This is a genomic window from Parapedobacter sp. 2B3 (genome assembly GCF_041925275.1).
Lineage (GTDB): Bacteria > Bacteroidota > Bacteroidia > Sphingobacteriales > Sphingobacteriaceae > Parapedobacter > Parapedobacter pyrenivorans_A.
On the sequence record NZ_JBHEUZ010000017.1, the window covers coordinates 92,176 to 112,373 of the forward strand.

Genomic DNA, 20,198 nt, shown 5'->3' on the forward strand with positions numbered 1-20,198 from the left:
ATGGAATGCAGATGACACGGATCAAGCGGATTCCCACCGATGGACGATTGATCTGCGCGTATCCGTAACATCTGCGTCATCAGTGTTCAATTATAAAAAATTAATTACGAATGAAACAATATAAAGCCGTCAACTGGAACGACCCCGAAAATGATTACGCGCTGATGTTCTGGGAACAGAACATCAAGCAATTCTGGATAGATACCGAATACATTCCTTCTAAAGATATCGATAGTTGGAAGGCCCTCTCCCCCGAGATGCGGGAGTGTTACAAAAAGGCATTGGGTGGCCTTACCCTGCTTGATACCCTTCAAAGCCACACAGGCATGCCTAAGATCATGGACCATATCGATTCGTTGCAAAACAAATCGGTACTGGCATACATGTGCATGATGGAAGCTATCCACGCGAAGTCATACTCAACCATCTTTACAACAGTAGCCACCTCGCGCGACATTGAAGACATCTTCCAATGGGTACAGAACAACAAGTACCTACAGTTCAAAGCATCGACCATCGACAAGTACTATAGTAAACTGGGCGACACCGACATCAGCAAGGAAGACCTCTTCATGGGCTTATGTGCATCGGTATTCCTCGAGTCGTTCCTGTTCTACAGTGGTTTTTTCATCCCGCTGTGGCTCTGCGGGCAGGGGCATATGGTGGCCAGCGCAGATATCATCAAGAAAATCATCGCCGATGAGTCCATCCATGGTGTGTTCGTAGGGCTGTTGGCACAAGATGTGTACAAAACGCTACCCCATCCCGAAAAGGCCAAAGAAAAGCTCGTTGAGCTGCTCAACGAGCTGTATGAAAATGAACTCAAGTATACCGAAGAAATCTACACCGAGGTAGGCCTCACCGCTGAGGTGAAGGAGTACGTACGTTACAACGCGAACAAGGCATTGATGAACCTGGGCTTTGACCCGCTGTTTGAAGTGAAGCGCGTAAACCCAATCGTGTTGAATGGGCTTAGCGTGGAAACCACCCAGCATGATTTCTTCTCGAAGAAGTCCACCAACTACGAAAAAGCCACGGAAATCGTGCATCTCCGCGACGAAGATTTCGTGATGGATACATCGATAGCCATATAATTAAAAATAAGCGCAACTAAAAAGGGTACGTCGATCGACGTACCCTTTTTGCTTAAACCAACTCATCGTTGTTATTAAACGGTTGGCAAATCCCAGCCTTGGCGATACTGCCGTTTCACGAATTGGTTGACCTCATCGAAATTGGTCACCTTCATGTTTTCGTTATCCCAGATCAACTTGAGGTTTCGTCCGGGGTATTTGTTATCAATACGCAAGTCTGAGCCGCGGATAGCCAAATTGGCCATAAGTAGCGCTTCGGTAAGCGGACCAGCGATGGCGAACGGCGAACTCACTTCTTTGTTGCCATGTCCGGCAATACACGCCTCTACCCATTGTGCATAGTGGCCACCGGACCCATTGGGCACCCGTTCGTATTTAACAGGCAGTTGGTGCTTCTCGGTTAGCGATGTAGGCAACAACCTGGGGTTCTCCGCGTAGCAGCCGGCCATCATCTTACCTTTTGTACCGACAAAGAGGATACCGTTGCCACCGTCGCCGAATACCTCGTTCGGCCCCAGTTCTTCCGGGCGTTGCGGTTGTATACCGCCGTCCATCCAATGGATTTTCACATCGCCGGTTGTTTTTTCCGATTTCGGAAAAGTAAGTACTGCGTAGCTTGACGGCGGGCAGCTTTCGGGAAAATAGCCCCGCTTGAACTCATCTACATAGACGCTGCCAACACTGGCCTGTACATCTTTCACATACTGGAGACCCAGAATACTGAACGGCGCTTCCATGATATGGCACCCCATATCGCCGAGCGCACCTGTGCCGTAATCCCACCAACCACGCCAGTTGAACGGAACCAATTTATCGATGTAATCCTTTTGGGGGGCTGTACCCAACCAAAGGTCCCAGTCGAGTTCCTTGGGTACCTCTGCTTTCCGGGCTGGCCACTGGATACCTTGCGGCCACACCGGCCGGTCTGTCCACGTATAAATGGTATGCACATCGCCGATGAGCCCGGCATCAAACCATTCACGCATGATACGGACACCATCGCCCGATGCCCCTTGGTTACCCATCTGGGTTACCACCTTATATTTTTTTGCTGCCTGCGTCAATGCACGGGCTTCAAATACATCGTGCGTAAGTGGCTTCTGCACATATACGTGCTTGCCCAGCTGCATAGCAGCCAACGCCTGTATCGCATGGTTGTGATCGGGAGTAGATACCGAAACCGCATCAATATGGCGGTGTTCTTTATCGAGCATCTCCCGGTAATCCTTGTAATATTTGGCTTTGGGGAACCGCTTCACCGACCCCGCCGCGCGACGGTCATCCACATCGCAGAGAAAGGCGATTTCGGCCTTACCGCTCTTATGGAAGTTATTTAAATCCGAATCTCCCTTACCACCTACACCTATGCCCGCTACGACCAATTTGTCGCTGGGAGCGATAAAACCTGTACCGCCCAATACATGGCGGGGTACCACCATAAAGCCCGCGGCGGCAGCGGCCCCGGTTTTAATAAAATCCCTTCGGGTTGCGCCTGCTTTTACTTGATTACTCTTTTTCATTTAAAAGTTAATTAAATTGTTTTAGCGTATTTCTGCTTCCATGCACCCTGCGTACAGCAAGTCGCACGCTGCTAATATAATAAAATTGCCAGCAAGTTATGTAACAACTTGCTGGCAGTTAGTCGCTAATTACCGTATCCCGGGTTTGGATCCAATGATGGGTTCCGCTGTATTTCCTCATCCGGTATGGGGAACAACAGGTGGTCTTCGGAGTACGTAGCGCCAAAGTTATTTTGGTGACCGATGACATCGACAAAGTCTATCTCACCATTATCCCCCGTTACCGGGAATTGCCGTGTCCGTTGGATATCGAACCAGACATGGAACTCAAACAGTAGTTCACGCAATCGCTCCTTCCATACTTCCTCCACGAACTGTTGGGGGGTGAGGCCTGCCAAATCGGCCTTTACCTGGGCCGTTGTTTGTTTCCAATAAGCCCGGCTTCTTACCTGTGCGAGATAATCCACCGCTTCAGCCGTAACACCTTCGGACTGGGCTATGGCCTCGGCAGCCACCAGCAGTATATTAGCATAGGTCATAATTGGCAGATCTTTCCCCGATGTTGCAGTTTCCAACGATGCCTCTTCGTCAAACCAGATATGAGGCGCCGTATTGAAATTGGCCACTGAACCATCGGCCCTCGTCAGCGACGAATGGAAATACTGCTTTTCCTGTATACGTAAGTCCGCATCGCTATCATAGGCACGCAGCAGAGCCGCTGTGGGCCGATAGGCATTATTGAAAATCGCATATGCCAATTCTGGGGCCATGCTCACCGGAAATGCATACTGCGTATAGCCGGAGCGGAAGTCCGAAATATCCGCCATAAACTCGTAATAATAAATCTGCTCGTTGGGAAGATTATCAGCTATCCGAGCTTTATTGTAAGCACTATTGGCCAACACCACTTCGCCTTGCGCATTTCGCTCATGTTGGGTGAGATTATACACACCGCTGGAAATCACATCGCGGGCTTCGCTGGCGGCATCGGCATATCGATCTGCCTGCAACGGGTAGCCGCTCATGGTAAGGTAGACCTCTGCGAGCAGTGACTGTGCCGCACCGTGCGTTATCCGGTTCCCATTACCGCTCATCGTTGTCTCAGCAAGCCTACCATCTTGGGCGGCAAACGTCAGGTCTTCAATAATAAGCGCATACACATCAGCAATGGAAGCACGTTCAACATATAAATTTTCCAGACTTTCGTACGGCTCAGTAATCAGCGGCACGCCTCCGAAAAAGCGAACGAGATAGTAGTAATTCATCGCCCTGAAAAAACGGGCCTCCGCAAGTAATTTATCAGCTTCCGATTCGGCCAGCCCAGGTGTCGTAGGGATATACTTGATGGCGTTGTTCGCACGAGATATCCCGAGGTACATATCGCGCCAGAAACCACCAAGGTATCCTGACATATTAACACTGTTCAAAGTAAGCTCTTGGGCATGCTGTACATGGACTTCCTGCCCTTTATAATCGTTGTCTACCAACCCGGACATATAAGGGCCGAACATCAGCCTCGATCCGGCGTAAACACTAGCGCCAAACAACGAGGGTACGCCAGACCGATATAACCCATTCACCGCATTATACGCGTGATCCGAATTTTTGAAAAACTGGTTCGGCGCGATTTCATCTTTTGGCATTTCCGTAAGAAAATCCGAACAGGAGGTCGCCAGTACTCCTGCTGTAACCATAATTGCTATTAACTTTTTCATCGTCTATCGTTTTTTTGGTTAGAACTGGAAACTGGTACCTATCGTAAAAGTCCGCGGGTTGGGATACTGGAAGAAGAAAATATTCTGCCCCCATTGATCTCCGCCCCAAGACGTTGCCTCCGGATCATACCCTTTAAATTCCTTTGAGTCAATAAGGAATGCATTCTGTACACTGGCATAAACCCGCAGGCCCTTCAAGTTTAGCCTGTCCAGCGACACGCTCCCGAAATTATAACCGAGTGAGATAAGGTTACCGCGTAAATACGAGCCATCGGCTACCCAGTGGTCATCAACTTCACTATTCTGGCCGGAGTAAGCCCCGTTCCGGATTTGTTGTACCATGGTGTTCTGGTTCGTTTCCGTCCAACTGTCGTACAATGTAGTCGCGAGGCCATTCGATAGCCCGGTGCGGTCTTCCATAGAGTGGGTAAATTGTTGCAGGATGTCCACTCCCCAGACGAATTGCAGGTCGACGGTAAGATCGAAGTTCTTATAACTTATGTTATTCACGAAGCTCCCTACCCAATCGGGAAGGCCGTTCCCGATGATGGTCCGTTCAGCACTCCGTTTAGCGACCCCCGGAATGGCACCTATCGCCGCAGCCTCGTCAGCTTCGTCGGTACCCCACGTGCCTAATCGGCGGTAACCCCAGTACGAACTTAGCGGCTCGCCCACCCGCAATATCGTTTGGCTTCCCGACACCCAGTTCGGTCCGGGGAAAATATCCTCGTCATTCTCACCCAACTCCTCGATGCGGTTTTTGTTGAAACTGAAATTGAGTGTGGTTTGCCAGTTAAACACATCATTCGCTACGGGCACACCGCTTAACAGCACTTCTACCCCCCTGTTGGATACCGAACCGATATTGTCGCGTACGCCAGTGAAACCCGTAGAATAAGGTACCGGCTTATCGAGCAGCAGGTCCGTCGTAAGCTTATAGTAATAATCAAACGCCACCGTAAGGCGGCGGTTATACATCGCCAAATCAAAGCCCACATCGAACTGGTTGGTCTTCTCCCACTCCAAATTGGCATTGGGCAAGCGATTGATGTAACTATACGCTACCCGGCTTCCGTTGATCAGCGTCGTTCCGGTGGATATTGTCCCGAGCGATTGATACGTCGGGATCTCGGTATTACCGGTTACCCCGTAACTTGAACGGATTTTAAGTTCGTCCAAGGCTTGTATATCATTCAGGAATGACTCTTCCGACAACACCCAGCCCAATCCGGCCGAGGGGAAGATGCCGTACTTGTTGTTCTCACCGAACCGCGAAGAGCCATCGATCCTACCCGTCAGCGTCACCAAATACCGATCTTTGTAGCTATAGCTACCACGCAAAAAATAAGAGTTCATCGCCCACTTGTCGTACGAAGACGCCGGTGCCCCCGGTTGGCTAGCCGATTGGATGGCATTAAAGCGGAAGAAGTTATCCGCAAACCCTTCCGCAGAAATCGAATTATTTGCGTAGATACGTTCCTGCCAGCTCAACCCCAACACGGAGTTAATACGGTGGTCTCCGATTTCCTTATTGTAGTTCAGGTAGGTTTCCTCTTGCCAGTAAAAAGACCGCTGGTTCTCGAGGTAAGCGCGGCCCAACGGTTGCGAAATGTTAATTAAATCAGTCGGGCTGTACTCTTGAATATTGGTGTCGTGCTTATCAAAACCAAATTGCGTGCGCAGATCCAGCCCGGGTAGAATATGGAAAGTAAGGTATGCATTGCCAAACAACTGCTGCCGCTTACGGAGCCTGTCTTGGGTCTCGAGTACGTGCACCGGATTCGGGATCGCTTCCAATCCGAATGGGTCGGTAATCATGCTACTATTCGACCATGTCCCGTCCGGGAACTTCACTGGGAAGATCGGCACCATCTCGAGCATCGATCGACGCGGCATTTGATGGCCACCGCCTTCTTCAAACTCATTTTCCTTCGTGTAATTTGCCAGCAGATTAACGCCTAAAGACAGCCAATCTTTCGGCTGGGCATCATAGGCTATTTTACCATTTATACGCTCTACATCGTTACGGAGCATGATTCCCTGCATGTTGGCGTAGTTAATAAAAGCACCAAACGAAGAATTGTCAGCCTTGGTCTGTACGGCAAATTGGTGGTTATGTGACAACGCCGTGCGAGTTGCTTCTTCCTGCCAATCGGTATCGTATAATGGATTCCCTGCTGCATCGAAGAGCCTCGGGTCATCTCGGGTAAGTGCCGGGATATCGTCCGTGCTGTATTTGGAATGGTTGGCAAAACCACGTTCAATAACTTCCAACCATTCGGCAGAATTAAGCACATCGATTTTGCGGGGCAGCGTACCCACATTCACGAAGCCGTCATAGCTAACGACCGTCCCGCTGACTTTCGCACCCCGTTTCGTAGTAATAAGGATAACGCCATTTGCCCCCCTAGCACCATAAATTGCTGTAGATGAAGCATCCTTCAATACTTCCATCCGCTCAATATCATTGGGATTAAGAAATTGCATACTCTCCATCGCTACCCCATCAACAACAAATAATGGATTTGAAGAGGAATTGATCGTACCCAGGCCCCTGATAAGGATACGCGGACTCCCTGATGGGGAACCTGAATTGAGGAACACGTTAACACCGGCAACGCGTCCTTTCATCCCCTGCAGTGCGTTGTTAACAGGAGCCTGCAGTAGGTCCTCCGCCGACAGTACGCCTATCGACCCTGTCAGGTCGGATTTCCGCTGCGTACCGTAGCCCACCACCACAACCTCTTCCAGACTTTCTGCATCTTCCTGCAACCGTACATTAATAGTGGCCGTTTGCCCCACCGCGATTTCCTGGGACGTATAGCCCAAATAGGAAAACACCAGGACCTCGCCCGCTTCGGCAGCAATCGCATACTGCCCCGCATCATTGGTAGCCGCACCACGCGAGGTACCCTTTACGGCCACCGATACCCCCGTGAGGGGTGTGCCGGTTGTGCTGGTTACCGTACCGGTAATGGTTTGCTGCACCGCAGGCGCCACCACGTACCCTGCCGTATACCCATTGTTTCCCGCAACTGCCGGCCCCGCCAGCAAAGCGGCGGCTAGCGGGAGCAATGTCAATGGCATCCTCCCGCGTCGTGTTTTACTTAATTGTTGGTTCATCGTTTTGTTTTATTGGTACATCATTCATTCTCGGTTCAATACCAGTCGCACCAGCCCCTTCAATCGATTCCCTTGGGAATAAATCTACGCCGGGCCCGGGCTTCCAGTCCGCAAGGATGTGGTCAATAGCCAATGGTAACCTAACTCAACAGAGTAAGCTAAAATATTTTAGCTAACGGGCGAATAAAAATTTCTAGACATGCTTACAAATGCTTTAACAGGCGAAAGACTTTATTTGTTTGTTTTTCCGTTGGTTTGTTTTCGTGCAACGTTTGCTCCGACAACGGGGCCAAGGTATGTAATAATGGAAGGAGTTGCAAAAAAATCGGCATAGGGCATTTTCCCGATTGCAGTGGAATTTAGCTAAGTTTGCGCCAAATGAAACAGTTATGAAGATTGTCGCCATCGGCCGTAACTATCCCGATCACGCCAAAGAGCTGCACAATGCAGTGCCGGAACAGCCGGTTATTTTTCTCAAACCCGATACGGCATTGTTGAAAGACAACCACAATTTCTATTACCCGGCCTTTTCCGGAAACATCCACCACGAAGTGGAGGTCGTGCTCCGCATCTGTAAAGAAGGGAAGCACATCGGCGCGAAATTTGCACCGACGTATTACGATGCCGTAGGACTTGGAATCGATTTCACGGCACGGGATATCCAGCAGCAACAAAAGGACAAATCGCTGCCATGGGAACTCGCCAAGGCGTTCGACGGGTCAGCGCCAGTAAGTGCGCTGTACCCCAAAGATACATTCGGCGACTTACATAACCTCGGTTTCCGGCTGGATAAAAACGGGGTTACGGTACAGCGGGGCAATACCGCCGAAATGATTTTCTCCTTCGAGGATATCCTGGTGTTCGTGTCGCAATACATCACCCTGCGCAAGGGCGACCTTATTTTCACGGGTACGCCCGCCGGCGTCGGGCCGGTGGCTATCGATGATTACCTGGAAGGTTTTATCGGCACCGAACGGCTATTTCATTTTCACGTGAAATAACAATTTATACATGAAGGTTTTCTGCATCTGCACAAGCTTATTTTTCACCGCCCTTACGGCCGTGGCGCAGCCCCTCATCAAAACCCGCACGTATCCGGCGGGCTATTTCGGGAGCCCACTGGCCATCCCGCCGCAGGCATCGGGGACATTCGGCGAATTACGTTCGACACATTTACATGCTGGCGACGATTACCGTACCCAACAGCGGACAGGACTGCCCGTCGTGGCAGTGGCAGATGGCTATGTGTCGCGCGTGCGTGTGCAGATGGGTGGCGGCGGCAACTCTGTGTACATCAACCACCCTAACGGGTTTACCAGCGTATACCTGCACATGCAGGAATTCAACGCCCAGCTGATGGCCATCGTTAAAGCCAAGCAATATGAACTGCAACGCTTCGATGTGGATATCCCGTTGGATTCCACAACCTTATTACTGAAAAAAGGCGACAGAATCGGACTGTCGGGAAACTCGGGTAGTTCCGAAGGCCCACACCTCCACTTCGAACTACGCGATACCGAAACGGAAGCACCGCTCAATCCGCAGCTCTTCGGATTGAAATTCCCCGATGACATTCCGCCCACCATCCGCGGAATCACCGTGTACGATCTCGAAGATCGCCCATTCAGCGAACATACACCACGGAGGCATCTCTCGTTGACCGATCAGCAAACCATCCATGTAAATGGCCGGTTTGGCATCGGCATCAATACCACCGATCGGCACAACGGCACAACCTTCAACAATGGGGTCTACTCCATCGAGCTTTTCTTAGACGATAAACCGATCAGCACCGTCCTTTTCGAAGAACTGTCGTTTGCCACTTCGCGGGCTATCCACTCTTATATCGACTACCCCTATTATATCCTCAAACGGACACGGGTACAAAAAAGCTTCAGGGACCCCAATAACCCCATCAACATTTTCCATTTCCTCGAAGGCGATGGCAGCATCACGCTGATGGATAACCTCGAACACACCCTGAGGTATCGGGTGCGCGATGCACATGGGAATACCAGCACCCACACACTGAAGGTAAAAAACGATCCATCATACACGCCCGATAAGCAGCGCACCACTGGTACGGCCATGTTTCGCTACGATCGCGAAAACCGCTTCGCTGCAGACCATATCGAAATCATCATCCCCGAAGGCGCCCTATACGATCACTTGCATTTCAACTACCACCAGGGAGCCCGTCCGAAAGACGGCTACTCGATGGTGCAACATGTACATAACCGGCTCACCCCGCTCTTCGAGAGCTATGAGCTCAAAATCAGACCCGACAGCACGCTGACCGATGCCTTGAAATCCAAAGCGATTATTGTAGATGATCGGCGGAACTCGCATGGCGGCAACTTCAACGATGGCTGGGTGCGTACCAAAACCCGCTCTTTCGGCAGTTTCCACATCGCCGTGGATACCGTACCGCCAACCATCCAGCCGCAGAATATCAGTCCGGGCAAAGACATGGGCGCAGTAAGCCGTGTAAACGTTAAAATTTCCGACAACCTATCGGGCATACAATCCTTCAACGGCTATATAGACGGCAAGTGGGTGCTGATGGAGTACGACCCGAAATCACGTTCGCTATGGCACGTATTCGAAAGCAGTTTGCCCACCGGAAAGCATACTTTCCGGCTGGAAGTGGTCGACTGGAAAGATAACGAGCAGGTTTATGAGGCCCCATTTTTAAAATAACACATCGAAAATCCGCAAAATATGGCAACACTGAAAGTGGGCGACAAGGCCCCGGCAATCACAGCGACAGACCAACATGGTAAAACGGTGTCCTTGAATGATTTCAAGGGCAAAAAGGTCATCCTTTATTTTTATCCCAAAGACAATACCCCGGGCTGTACCACCGAGGCCTGCAACTACCGCGACAATTACCAGTCGCTGCTAGCGGATGGCTTTGAAGTCATCGGCGTCAGCGTCAACTCGGAGCGCTCCCACCGCAATTTCGCCAGCAAATATAATTTACCGTTTACCCTACTCGTTGACACCGACCAGCGGATCGTGAACGATTATGGCGTTTGGGCCCAAAAGTCGCTGTTCGGAAAAAAGTATATGGGTACGCTGCGCACCACCTTCGTTATCGACGAAAACGGCACCATCACGCACATTATAGACAAGGTCGACAATAAGCGGGCGTCCCAGCAGGTAAGGGAATTGCTCGGTTAATTTGCTTACATGTCTGTTGCCAAGCGCCTGCTCTTTGCCGCCCTCGGTCCTATCCTGCTCATTATAGCGGCCTGTTGGAGCTATTGGGCGTACCGGCAATACCGGGCTAACCTGGCACCGATTCCCCGCAACGCCACATCGGTGGTCCGCATCCACATAGACGGTCTCATCCGGGACATCGCTTGGAACTGGTGGTGGAATAATGGGGCCTACCGCGACACAACGGAACATCGCTCGACCATATTCAGCCTAAAGCAATGGAAGCAGCCGGGCATACGGATACCTGCCAACCTCTTCCTCTATCAAGTGGACCATGTACTGTCCGACCAATTTCCGGATGTCTATTTCGGATCAGTGGTGGTGGATGATCCGACGGCGTTTACCGCTAGGCTGCAAGACGACCTCGGCATGGAAATCCACACGAACCACCAAGGCACCGTAGCATCATCAGAGCGTACCCTCGTCGTTATCCAACCGAAACGCGCCTTGTTTGCGCTGTCGCTCCGGAAACCCAAAGCCGATCTCGTTCTCCTCACCGATGTACTGACCAGCGTGTTGCAGCGATATGGCGGCAACGTTGCCGTTAGCAAAAGTGATTTCCGGGAAATCATGCGCGACGGTGGTCAGGTAAGTGCGCGCGGCGAACACCGGTTCTCCATCGATTTTAAAAAGGGTGTGGCAACCTTTAATGGCCGGTACGAAATGGACTACATGCCCGCCCGACTGGAAGGCACACCCCGTTTCGCCGATTCCAATGCGGTAAGCCTGTGGGTGCAGGATAACTTAACAGCCTTCTTATCAGGCAGGCAATTCGATATCGGCGACCACACACTACAGGGTGATAGTCTACTAAGCCACTATAAAGGTCGCGCCGTCTTGGAGTGGAAAGGAACCATTACCCAGCAAGACACGATGATCAACTACGATTACGACGATAATTTCGACCCCGTGGAAACACTTGAGGTCATCGACAAACCCGTTCCGGAAATTTATTGTTCCCTAGGGGCGGATACCGCACTTATCGGCTACCTACAAGCGCAGGGCGTGCTCGAGATACCGGACAACACCGTCAATCGCGGCGTACTTCCGTTATTCCGCGTCGGCGTCAGCGCGTTGCCCCCGGATTACGTGCAGTTCCATACGGCGAGCGAACCGCTTGCACCACCTGTGCCGTCCGGCCAAGGGCGGGACCTCCTCTACCTTCGCGTCGATTTCAATAAGCTACTTATATCCGACTTCCTGCCGGTCGTGGCTCCCCACTTGCAAGCATTCGATGTGCTCGAACTATCGGGCAAACCCGCAACCGACAACCGCGCAGTGATCAACGGAACGCTCCGCATGAAAAACCCCCAATTACATAGCTTGGTCCAGTTATTGGAAACATACGAAGGTAGATGACCACGGGGAGGCTATTTACCAATAGCGGCGTCGATGGCAGTCCTACGGGCAATATGGGCAAACGATACAACCTTGTGTTCCTGTTCCAATACGTCGTAAACAAGCAACACCTTTTCCCATATCCGGTCCCGTTCGGCATCCACCCCACGCGTCTCGGCCGCGGTATCCAGAAAATCGGCCAAAAGGCTCAGTTCCTCAGGCAGAAAGTCTGCTTTATCCAAGTGCTGGCGGAAAACGTTGGCCGGTGTCTCCAGCAGGTCAGTAATCGATGTCCCGAAATATTCGCCCAGTACCCCTTCCAGGGTCGATAAGGCTTCCGTACCTTGTTCTTCCACGATAAGCCGTTTCACCTTCGCGAGGGTGTGGCTCAATTGCTGCATCTGTGCAGTTAATGAATCTCTTTTCAGCATGGTTTAATCCAATCCTCCTTCCATCACATAGCCGAGCATATATTCCTGGAATTTTTCATAATATACTTTAAATGGCTCCTTACGGTGCGGCGCATCCAGTTCCAGGAATAATATCCCTTGGTCTTGGAAATCAAACGGCCGGATGGTCATGTTATCTTTAAATGAAACCCCTTTGTTTCCCTGCAGCTTATATACCGCTTCCTTGGCGCACCAGCAGGCATAGAGTTTCCCGATGTGGTCCCTGCCGATAGCCGCAAGCTCATCGGCTTTCATGAACTTATCGGCAATACGGACAATCTTCGGCTTTACCAGTTCCAAGTCGATGCCCACCTCGCCGTTATCGCTCATCATTACCGCAGCGTAGTCAAACGAGTGTGTCAGTGAGATACGTTGCGGGAAATTAACCAAGAAAGGTTTGCCGTTTTCGTCCGACGGGCAGTCGATGAAACCCGACGTATCCAACATGGTCCGCAATAAGACGCGTGTGGCCAGCCAGTGCAATGTACGTTTGCCCTTATTCAATCGGCTCAGGATTGCCCTTTCGCGATCGTCCAACTGGATTCGACTGATCAGGTCTTCGGCAGACTCCTCGATCCGCCAGATCGCAAACCGTACGTTATTATCCAACTCCCGTAAATATGCCAATGCCATACAGCCAAACTTAGATAAATTATTGGTACGAAAAAACAATTACGACATCAATAATTTATCGTTCTCTCCGGCTGCCGATAAAAAGTAACACGTACAGCGGAAAAATAGTTATTTATTACCAATTCCTTAAAAATCTGATTCATTAGTGTATTTTTGCCACGAGCTTATACAAGAAATGATTTTATCTGACAAACGTATTTTAGAGGAGCTGAAAAGCGGCTCCATCGTTATCGAGCCTTTCCGCAGGGAGTGTCTCGGCACCAATTCGTACGATGTGCACCTGGGCAAATACCTGGCCACCTACAAAGACCGCGTACTGGATGCAAAGCAGCACAACGAGATTACACACTTTGAAATCCCGAAGGCCGGTTTCGTGCTGGAGCCCAACACGCTTTATCTCGGCGTAACACTTGAATATACCGAAACGCATAACCATGTTCCTTTCCTCGAAGGGAAATCGAGCACGGGCAGGCTGGGTATTGATATCCATGCTACTGCCGGCAAGGGCGACGTGGGATTCTGCAACACCTGGACACTGGAGATTTCTGTCGCACAGCCTGTACGGATCTATGCCGGCATGCCGATTGGCCAGCTGATCTATTTTCACGTGGAAGGCGATATCGAAGTCTTCTACAATACGAAGGGCAACGCGAAGTACAACAATAAAACCACCCGCCCCGTGGAGAGCATGATGTGGAAGAATGAGTTTTAATCCCCCCCGAACTCCATTAAGTAACCTTTGAGGAATTCATCGATATCGCCATCAAGCACCGCCTGCGTATTGGAGGTCTCTATGTTGGTGCGCAGGTCTTTCACCAGCTTATAGGGGTGCAGCACATAGTTCCTGATCTGCGAGCCCCACTCGATTTTCTTCTTGCTTCCCTCTATCGCCGCGGTAGCTTCCTGCCGCTTGCGCATCTCGATCTCGTACAGCTGCGATTTCAGTAGGCGCAATGCATTGTCTTTGTTCTGCAATTGCGAGCGCGATTCCTGGTTTTTGATGATGATTCCCGTAGGTTTGTGGTGGAGGCGTACGGCCGTTTCCACCTTATTGACGTTCTGGCCACCCGCGCCACCCGAGCGGAAAGTATCCCAGTCGATTTCCGAATCCTTCACGTCGATTTCGATGTTGTCATCCACCAGCGGATACACGTACACGGAAGCAAAAGACGTGTGCCGCTTAGCGTTCGAATCAAACGGCGAAATCCGCACCAGTCGGTGCACGCCATTTTCCCCTTTGAGGTATCCGTAGGCAAAATCGCCCGAAAATTGCAGGGTAACGGTTTTGATGCCCGCCACATCGCCTTCCTGGTAATCCTGCTCGGTCACTTTGTAGCCGTTGCTTTCGCCCCACATGATGTACATCCGCATCAGCATGCCCGCCCAGTCGCAACTCTCCGTACCGCCGGCTCCTGCCGTTATCTGCAACACGGCATCCAGTTGGTCCTCCTCCGCACTGAGCATATTTTTAAATTCCAGTGCTTCCACTTCGCTCAACGCAATGGCATATTGCTCCTGTGCCTCATCCTCGGAGGCATCGCCGGCCTGAAAGAATTCGAACATCACGGCGGTATCGTCCACAGCCGCGGCGACCTCATCAAAGTGGTCGGTCCATATTTTCTTGCTCTTTATGGATTGCAGGACTTTTTCGGCCGCCTTGGAATCGTCCCAGAAACCGGGTTCCAACGTAGCAGCCTGCTCACCTTCTATCTCGTTCTTGCGGGTATCGATGTCAAAGGTGCCTCCTCAGGGAAGCTGTTCGATCCCTCAAGTCCTGTATCTGTTCTTTGGTCATGCCGCAAAGGTATGTATTTTTGGCTTTTTTAGTTTATCTTTTTCACGCAAAGGTCGCCCAAGACACCTCTTTATTGCGTTGCGCGAGCACTCCCGTTGGTCTACAGAAACCCATCAAGGCGCCACCAGCTGCATCAGAATACCACACAGATAACCGGCATACGTACCGATCGCGTAGCTGAATACGGAAATGAAGACACCCACGGGTACCAATGACGGGTGGAATGCGCCGGCAGTAACCGATGCGGATGCCACACCACCGATATTGCCCATACTGCCGATGGCGAAAAAGAAGAAGGGTGCCTTAACGAGTTTGGCCACAATAAACAGCAGCAAGGCGTGGAAGGCCAGCCAGGTGAGGCCCACCAGAAAAAGTGCCGGATTATCCAGTATTGCAAACACATCCATCTGCATCCCGATGGTGGCGATCAGCACGTAGAGGAAAACCGTTGCCAAGCGCGAGGCACCCACCGTTTCCATTTGCCGGGCTCGGGTAAACGACAGCCCCACGCCCATCAGCGTCGCGAGCAAAATCAACCAGAAAAAGCTGGAAGTTAAACTGAATTTATCGAGCTGCGGCGCGTGTGTGGCGATGTATTCCGCGATGACACCCGACAGCAGATGTGCTATCCCTGTTACGCCGAAGGCAATGCCCAGCATGATGATGTAATCTTTGGTTTCGGCTGCTTTCGTGGTTTGGCCGCCATAGGCTTCCATCCGTTCGGTGAGCTCCTTCACCTCGCTGCCCTCGGCTTTGAAATAGGCGTCAAACTGCCGCTGCTTGCTAGCACCGTACAACAACACGGCCATCCACCCATAGGCGACAAACACATCCACGGCCACGGTCGCAGCGAAAATTTCGGGTGCCGGCTCGAATATGCGGAACAGGGCCGCTTGGTTGGCGCCACCACCTATCCACGAGCCGGCCAGCGTGGCCAGCCCTTTCCATACCTCGCCCGATACGACCTCGGGGGCAAACAACGAGAATAGCCATACCGCAAACGGACCACCAAGGATGATCCCTATCATCCCTGTAAAAAATAATAATCCTGCCTTTTTGCGGAGCTTCCACACCTCCCGGAAATTGATATTCAACGTAAAAAGTACCAAGCAAGCCGGAAGCAGGTAATTGGAACTCATGCCGTACAGTTCGGAATCGCTGCCCGAAATGACATCGAACGAATTGAACAACCCCGGCACAAAATAACAAAGCAACAGCGGCGGCAGAATGGTATAAAACTTACGGAGCCCTGCATGTTTACTATTGGATGTATAGAAAATCACGGCCAGGATGACCATCAGCAGCCCGAATACGGCAGCATCGTCAGTAATCAGCGCGGAAGCGTTTGCAGTGTTGTCCATGGTCGTTAATTGGTGGATCAAACTTCGTTGGTACGCGCCAAAGGTAAAAAAAAGGATGCAGCTTCAACAGTGATTATCGACTTTCCTTTAATGCAACAACCGTTTCGACCGGACGCACCTTATAGCCTTTCTCTTGCAATAAATGCAATACACCCGTCGGAAAAGGTAGATGGGCAGCGCCAACCATCAGGAATATCGTATGGTCGTGCATCATGCTATCCGCTTTCAGTGCCATATTTCGGTTCCGCATCACCATGATGGAGTCTTTATACACGTCCGGGGGAAGAGAGCACCGGTAACCGGATGTTCGACGGACCATAATATACTGTTGTCAAACCGCTGCTGTGCAGTACACCCACAACTAAGGCAAAAAAACGCCATTATTACCGTGACTATATGGGTACGACCGGCTGCCGCTACCGGATCAATCGCATTCGGAATATGCTTCATTAGAAAGGTATTAATGCGTCTTTACTGTTGCAAGTTCAACCGGATAGGCAAGGTGTACGCCACCCGCACGGGCTGGCCGTTTTGAACCCCCGGCAACCATTTGTCACTGTGCTGCAATACGCGGATGGCGGCTTCACCAGTGCCATATTTTAAATCCCGGAGAATTTTCATATCCGTAAGGCTGCCGTCGCGCTCTACCACAAACGAAACCTGTACGACGCCGTTTACACCGGCATCTATTGCATCTTGGGGGTAATCATAGTTTTTAGCAACATATTGCATGAATTCCCGCATACCTCCCGGTGGCTTAGGGTCGATCTCAACCGACTGGAACACAAGATTTTTTGGCTCCTCTTCCGGTTCGTTTTTCGCTACCTGTACCTCCACCACCTTCGGTTCGGGGTACTGCTCCTTTTCGGACGTAGCATTCGCTTTGTCGTTTTTGCGCGTAGCGGGTTGTACCATTGGCGGTGGCGGCAATTTGGGGGGAGCCGCTATAATATTGACCTCGCCCAACGGCGTATATTCTTCGGAAACGGGCGGTGGCGGTGGAGGCATATCTGCTGGTTCAACGCCATGGATCCGGAAATTGATGGAAACCATATACTTCCCTTCTGGGGCCACGCGTTCCACGTTCTCCCTTTGAAGCGCCTTAATTACCTCCGCTTCTTGCCCGCTACCGAATTCATTGAGAAACCGAATGTTCTCGATATGGCCAGCTTGCCCTTTTTCAAAAGTAAACGCCAATATGCCCTGTTTGCCATTGCGCAAGGCCTCATCCCCATAGGCAACAAATTTACTCAGCTCCTTCTTGAATGCATCGGCATCGGTTGCGGCCGATGTCCCGGCTGCGGTTTCATCCGTTCCCCTTTTTTCTTGATTGTTACATGCAATCGAAAAAATGAGCATACCGGCAACCACCGGCAATAGTGCCGCGTAGCGCCAACTATGGCGTCGGGGCGACTTATCGCGCAGCAACATGGTCACTCGGTGTTTCAGCAATTTCCTGTTTGAAAAAGAGTTGACCAAAACGGGACCGCTTACACCCATCGCGCGCGATACCAATAGCTCCGCGTAAGCAAACTGATCGTTGGCAGCGGTCCGCCCATCAGCGATGTATTCATGCTGCAGCCGCAAGGCCCGCTCATAAAGGTATACCACCGGATTGAACCAGTTGAGGATCTTCACCACCTGCATCACCATGATATCGGCACTGTGCCACTGCCGCGCATGCACCTGTTCGTGGTGGGCAATCTGATGACTCCCATAAGCCTTGTGGTCAATGCGTATCATGCCGAAAAAGGAAAATGCCTGACCTGCCGCGCCGCCCCGCAGTGCACGGATGGCTCCAAATGCCTGTAACAGCACGAAAAATGCGGCGATGCCACAACCCACCATATATAGCATGGGAAGGTAAGGAGTTGACGATGCGGGAGACTGGGCAACATCTACCTCACCGACAACCGAACCAGATGCCGAACCACCCAATTCGACCATGGGCAACTGATATTGGTACACCACACTATCATCGAAACCAGCATATTCGGCAAGTGGCAAGGTAAACGCCAATAACAAGCTCGTAAGCAAGTAAACCCTGTTCCCTTGGAAAAATGTTTCCCGGCGCAAAAAGAGGTAATAAAAGCCGTAGAAAACACAGAGATATAGGTTGGCTAGCACTAAATACATCATAACGTTAAGTTTTAATCGTGAACGATTGGGTTACGCCGTTACTTTTTTTTCTTCTTCGCGTCTTCAAGCAGCTTCAGCAATTCATCGGCGTCCTTCAGATCGAGCTTCTGCTCTTCGAGGAAAAAAGAAAGCATATTCCTCGCCGAATTATCGAAATAGCCGTGGAGTAGCTTACCCGCTGCAAACGTGCGATAATCTTCTTTCGAAACAACCGGATAGTACCGATGGCTTTTTCCGAATGCCTCATGCCCCACGAAACCCTTGGTTTCCAATATCCGCACAATGGTGGATACCGTATTGTAAGCAGGCTTGGGGTCGGGCAACCGCTCGATGATGTCTTTTACAAAACCTTTTTCCAGGTTCCATAGCTCCTGCATGATCTGCTCTTCCGCACGCGTCAGTTCCTTGAGTTCTTTCATCTTATACCGTTTTTTGTTAAGTCCTTCATATTGTATGACCAAAGGTACAAACTAATTTATTAGTTTTACGATTAATTCTTTAGTTTTTTTTAAAAGGACCCCGAAAGCCCGAAGTATCCCAATCTTTTTACGTTCGGATGAACATCCCATCGGGAAATTTATCCGTACTTTGGGGGCAACAAATCGACGGGAATACATGAAAATCGGTATCGTATGTTATCCCACCTTTGGTGGAAGCGGTGTAGTCGCTACGGAACTGGGCAAGGCATTGGCCGCCATTGGGCACCAGATACATTTTATCACTTACAGCCAGCCTGCACGGTTGGATTTCTTTTCGGAAAACCTCTATTACCATGAGGTAACGATATCCAAATACCCATTGTTTGACTTCCCACCTTACGAACTTGCGTTGGCGAGCAAGCTGGTGGATGTGGTACGGTTTGAAAAGCTGGACGTACTGCATGTGCATTATGCCATCCCCCACGCTTCCGCGGCGTTCATGGCCAAGCAGATACTGGCCACCTATGGCATCGACATACCCGTGGTCACCACATTGCACGGTACAGACATCACGCTGGTGGGCAAAGATGCCAGCTACAGTCCGGTCGTGACCTTTTCGATCAACCAGTCGGACGGGGTTACCGCCGTTTCCGAAAACCTGAAAGCGGAAACGTTGGACCATTTCGACATTACGCGCGAAATCCGTGTTATCCCCAACTTTATCGACCTCGGTCGTTTCAACCTTCAGCCACGGCAACATTTCAAGCAGGCTATCGCCCCGGGCGACGAGCGTGTACTGGTGCACACCTCCAACTTCCGCAAGGTGAAGCGCACCACCGACGTGATCCGTATCTTCAAGAAAGTGCAGGAAAAGATTCCAAGCAAGCTATTGATGGTGGGCGACGGGCCCGAACGTACAGCCGCCGAGCAGCTGTCGCGCGAACTGGGCGTGGCCAACGACATCCGTTTTCTGGGTAAACAAGATGCCGTTGAAGAAATCCTTTCGGTATCCGATCTATTCCTCATCCCCTCCGGCTCGGAAAGCTTCGGCCTGGCTGCGCTGGAAGCCATGGCCTGTAAGGTACCCGTGATCTCTTCAAACACGGGCGGGCTGCCCGAACTGAATATCGACGGGGTAACCGGATTCCTCGCTGAGACAGGTGATGTGGATGCCATGGCGGCCCATGCTATCTATATCCTCGAAGACTGTGATCGGTTGCTGCAGTTCAAGGAGGCCGCGTTGAATCGGGCGAAGGATTTCCAGCTGGCCAACATCATGCCGCTGTACGAACAGTATTACCAGGAAGTCATCGCGGGTGCACGACAGATTTCCGTCAAGCGGCATTTTTAGCGTATTCGACGATTTTATACCATCTATTGCTTTTGTAGG

Annotated in this window: 17 protein-coding genes; 7 read left to right on the plus strand and 10 right to left on the minus strand. The window is 51.0% G+C overall.

Going from position 1 to position 20,198, the window contains the following annotated elements:
• The first annotated feature begins 110 nt into the window (after positions 1–110).
• Complete coding sequence (nrdF, locus tag ACEVG1_RS17240; protein ID WP_374744969.1) at positions 111–1,094, plus strand: class 1b ribonucleoside-diphosphate reductase subunit beta; 984 nt, start codon at positions 111–113, stop codon at positions 1,092–1,094.
• A gap of 74 nt (positions 1,095–1,168) precedes the next feature.
• Here nrdF and ACEVG1_RS17245 read toward each other — a convergent pair whose 3' ends face one another.
• The 3 genes from ACEVG1_RS17245 to ACEVG1_RS17255 all read right to left on the minus strand — a co-directional run bounded on the left by ACEVG1_RS17245 (position 1,169) and on the right by ACEVG1_RS17255 (position 7,452).
• Positions 1,169–2,614, minus strand: a complete 1,446-nt coding sequence (locus ACEVG1_RS17245) for a Gfo/Idh/MocA family protein (RefSeq protein WP_374744970.1) — start codon at positions 2,612–2,614, stop codon at positions 1,169–1,171.
• Positions 2,615–2,739: 125 nt separating this feature from the next.
• A complete protein-coding gene (locus tag ACEVG1_RS17250) occupies positions 2,740–4,329 on the minus strand; it encodes a RagB/SusD family nutrient uptake outer membrane protein (protein WP_374744971.1) in 1,590 nt (529 codons plus the stop codon).
• An 18-nt stretch (positions 4,330–4,347) separates the two neighbouring features.
• On the minus strand, positions 4,348–7,452 hold the full coding sequence (locus ACEVG1_RS17255) for a SusC/RagA family TonB-linked outer membrane protein (RefSeq protein ID WP_374744972.1): 3,105 nt from the start codon (positions 7,450–7,452) through the stop codon (positions 4,348–4,350).
• Between the two features lie 389 nt (positions 7,453–7,841).
• Here ACEVG1_RS17255 and ACEVG1_RS17260 point away from each other — a divergent pair, with 389 nt between their 5' ends.
• Genes ACEVG1_RS17260 through ACEVG1_RS17275 form a run of 4 tightly spaced genes read left to right on the plus strand, consistent with a single transcriptional unit; the run spans position 7,842 to position 12,033 of the window.
• Positions 7,842–8,453 carry a fumarylacetoacetate hydrolase family protein gene (locus tag ACEVG1_RS17260; RefSeq protein ID WP_374744973.1) on the plus strand — a complete coding sequence of 204 codons (612 nt, stop codon included), beginning with the start codon at positions 7,842–7,844 and terminating at the stop codon, positions 8,451–8,453.
• A gap of 10 nt (positions 8,454–8,463) precedes the next feature.
• Positions 8,464–10,152 carry a M23 family metallopeptidase gene (locus ACEVG1_RS17265; protein WP_374744974.1) on the plus strand — a complete coding sequence of 563 codons (1,689 nt, stop codon included), beginning with the start codon at positions 8,464–8,466 and terminating at the stop codon, positions 10,150–10,152.
• 21 nt (positions 10,153–10,173) lie between these two features.
• Positions 10,174–10,635: a thioredoxin-dependent thiol peroxidase gene (gene bcp, locus ACEVG1_RS17270; protein ID WP_374744975.1), complete on the plus strand. Its 462-nt coding sequence runs from the start codon at positions 10,174–10,176 to the stop codon at positions 10,633–10,635.
• A gap of 9 nt (positions 10,636–10,644) precedes the next feature.
• Entirely contained in the window at positions 10,645–12,033 is a 1,389-nt protein-coding gene (locus ACEVG1_RS17275; protein WP_374744976.1) for a hypothetical protein, read from the plus strand.
• 11 nt (positions 12,034–12,044) lie between these two features.
• Here ACEVG1_RS17275 and ACEVG1_RS17280 read toward each other — a convergent pair whose 3' ends face one another.
• Positions 12,045–12,443 carry a hypothetical protein gene (locus ACEVG1_RS17280; protein ID WP_374744977.1) on the minus strand — a complete coding sequence of 133 codons (399 nt, stop codon included), beginning with the start codon at positions 12,441–12,443 and terminating at the stop codon, positions 12,045–12,047.
• A gap of 3 nt (positions 12,444–12,446) precedes the next feature.
• A complete protein-coding gene (locus tag ACEVG1_RS17285; protein WP_374744978.1) occupies positions 12,447–13,094 on the minus strand; it encodes a 4'-phosphopantetheinyl transferase superfamily protein in 648 nt (215 codons plus the stop codon).
• A gap of 175 nt (positions 13,095–13,269) precedes the next feature.
• Here ACEVG1_RS17285 and dcd point away from each other — a divergent pair, with 175 nt between their 5' ends.
• A complete protein-coding gene (dcd, locus tag ACEVG1_RS17290) occupies positions 13,270–13,806 on the plus strand; it encodes a dCTP deaminase (RefSeq protein WP_374744979.1) in 537 nt (178 codons plus the stop codon).
• Here dcd and prfB read toward each other — a convergent pair.
• From prfB to ACEVG1_RS17315, 5 genes are all read right to left on the minus strand, one after another.
• A protein-coding gene (gene prfB / locus ACEVG1_RS17295) for a peptide chain release factor 2 (protein ID WP_374744980.1) occupies positions 13,803–14,889 on the minus strand; the annotation gives its coding sequence in 2 pieces (ribosomal slippage) (positions 13,803–14,828 and positions 14,830–14,889; 1,086 coding nt in all). The genes dcd and prfB overlap by 4 nt on opposite strands.
• Before the next feature lie 113 nt (positions 14,890–15,002).
• Positions 15,003–16,250, minus strand: a complete 1,248-nt coding sequence (locus ACEVG1_RS17300) for a DUF819 domain-containing protein (protein ID WP_374744981.1) — start codon at positions 16,248–16,250, stop codon at positions 15,003–15,005.
• 73 nt (positions 16,251–16,323) lie between these two features.
• Positions 16,324–16,569, minus strand: a complete 246-nt coding sequence (locus tag ACEVG1_RS17305) for a TraB/GumN family protein (protein WP_374744982.1) — start codon at positions 16,567–16,569, stop codon at positions 16,324–16,326.
• Between the two features lie 152 nt (positions 16,570–16,721).
• Positions 16,722–18,389 carry an energy transducer TonB gene (locus tag ACEVG1_RS17310; RefSeq protein WP_374744983.1) on the minus strand — a complete coding sequence of 556 codons (1,668 nt, stop codon included), beginning with the start codon at positions 18,387–18,389 and terminating at the stop codon, positions 16,722–16,724.
• Between the two features lie 38 nt (positions 18,390–18,427).
• Positions 18,428–18,808, minus strand: coding sequence for a BlaI/MecI/CopY family transcriptional regulator (locus tag ACEVG1_RS17315; RefSeq protein ID WP_374744984.1), 381 nt, complete (start codon positions 18,806–18,808; stop codon positions 18,428–18,430).
• Positions 18,809–19,004: 196 nt separating this feature from the next.
• On the opposite strand from ACEVG1_RS17315, the gene bshA reads away from it, so the two are divergent.
• Positions 19,005–20,159: an N-acetyl-alpha-D-glucosaminyl L-malate synthase BshA gene (bshA, locus tag ACEVG1_RS17320; protein ID WP_374744985.1), complete on the plus strand. Its 1,155-nt coding sequence runs from the start codon at positions 19,005–19,007 to the stop codon at positions 20,157–20,159.
• The last annotated feature ends 39 nt before the right edge of the window (positions 20,160–20,198 follow it).